The sequence below is a fragment of the Gilliamella sp. wkB112 genome (assembly GCF_001690685.1).
Lineage (GTDB): Bacteria > Pseudomonadota > Gammaproteobacteria > Enterobacterales > Orbaceae > Gilliamella > Gilliamella apicola_J.
In genome coordinates this window covers 1-1,835 of record NZ_LZGL01000016.1, presented here as the reverse complement: position 1 = coordinate 1,835, position 1,835 = coordinate 1, and the positions used below count along the sequence as shown (strand labels likewise).

Below are 1,835 nucleotides of genomic sequence, written 5' to 3'. Positions count from 1 at the left end.
ATAAAATTACAGGATCTTGAATAAAAGCATCAAAATTATAAAATAAAATATAACCTAGGCGACCTCCAATAAAAAGGCCTAAAAATCCCCAAAAAAGTAAGTTTTCAACTTGTAATGCGGTCCACTGACTGTTTGGTTTCTTAGCTCGACGTTTGGCTAAATAGAGGGCTCCTAATACGCCAAATAAATACATTGCCCCATACCAATGCAGAGAAATAGGGCCAATTGAAAAAGCTATAGGATCGAAATTAGGAAATTGTAAATATTGATTCATTTTTTAATACGCTGTTTATTTTTTCGTTTATGAGCAAAGAAATTAAAACGTTTCTTTTTTAGAGAATTTATTGTTGGTTCTTCTATTTCAGACTGTATAGTAAATACTGACGATGAAAATTCTTTCATGGCTTTTCGATAGACATCACGTTTAAAGGCAATCACTTGCCTAATTGGGTACCAATAATTCACCCATTTCCAATCATCAAATTCAGGAGTCGGTGAAACATTTAGATTAATTACCGATGTATTAGAGATTAATTCTAGTAAAAACCATTTTTGCTTTTGACCAATACAAACAGGCTGATTTTCCCAACGAATCATTCTTTTAGGTAATTTATATCGTAACCATCCATTGGTAACCGATAAAATCTTAACATCTTTTGGTAATAATCCTACCTCTTCATTCAATTCACGAAACATTGCTTGCTCAGGAGTTTCGTTCAATTTTATCCCGCCCTGAGGAAATTGCCAAGAATTTTGCCCAAAGCGACGAGCCCAAAGCACTTGACCATACCTGTTACAAATAACTATTCCTACATTTGGACGGTAGCCATCATTATCGATCACTGACTACCTCAAAAAATTAATTCTTATATATCTGAATTGTTTCATACATACAGCAATAAATAAATAGAAAAATGATATTAAACCAGCAAATATATCAATAAATCTACTATATTCTATTTATTTTGAGATAATTCGATGACAGCAATAATATTGGTTATTACAATATGTTACTTTTTTAGCAAAAATCACTAAAGATCTTATCCACAAGCTATAAATAATCTATGAGGTACAAATAAACGAATAGCTTGCTGTAATTATTTAAAAAGCAAAAACAAAAAAGCCCAGCATCACAGCTGGGCTCTCACTTATTTATTAGTCTGGCGGCACCCTACTCTCACATGGGTAATACCCACACTACCATCGGCACTACGGCGTTTCACTTCTGAGTTCGGCATGGGGTCAGGTGGGACCACCGCGCTATTACCGCCAGACATATTCTGTATACTCTCATTTCTTTGTTAATGTGTCATACCTTTCTTCTTCATAACACACCAACCCAATCCGGAACAAACTGCTTTTCTTCTACTTAGCGCCCAAAACAACTCCGAGTTGTAAGGTTAAGACTCTCGGTTCATTAGTATCAGTTAGCTCAATGTATCACTACACTTACACACCTGACCTATCTACGTCTTAGTCTCAAACGGACCTTACAGATTCTCATCTGGGAAAACTCATCTCAAGGCTAGTTTCGTGCTTAGATGCTTTCAGCACTTATCTATCCCGCACGTAGCTACCGGGCAATGCAATTGGCATCACAACCCGTACACCAGCGGTGCGTTCACTTCGGTCCTCTCGTACTAGAAGCAAACCCTCTCAATTTTCCTACGCCCATGGCAGATAGGGACCGAACTGTCTCACGACGTTCTAAACCCAGCTCGCGTACCACTTTAAACGGCGAACAGCCGTACCCTTGGGACCTACTTCAGCCCCAGGATGTGATGAGCCGACATCGAGGTGCCAAACACCGCCGTCGATATGAACTCTTGGGCGGT

At 38.3% G+C, this 1,835-nt stretch carries 2 protein-coding genes and 2 rRNA genes; all 4 read right to left on the bottom strand.

From position 1 onward, the window contains the following. A partial coding sequence (locus A9G12_RS06685) for a prolipoprotein diacylglyceryl transferase family protein (RefSeq protein ID WP_176701750.1) occupies positions 1-274 on the bottom strand: 274 nt, incomplete at its 3' end. Next, positions 271-843 carry an RNA pyrophosphohydrolase gene (gene rppH / locus A9G12_RS06680; protein ID WP_065564154.1) on the bottom strand — a complete coding sequence of 191 codons (573 nt, stop codon included), beginning with the start codon at positions 841-843 and terminating at the stop codon, positions 271-273. The genes A9G12_RS06685 and rppH, both read right to left, overlap by 4 nt. Positions 844-1,158: 315 nt before the next feature. Then, positions 1,159-1,274, bottom strand: a 5S ribosomal RNA gene (gene rrf, locus A9G12_RS06675). Between the two features lie 122 nt (positions 1,275-1,396). Then, positions 1,397-1,835, bottom strand: a 23S ribosomal RNA gene (locus tag A9G12_RS06670); the annotation flags it as partial.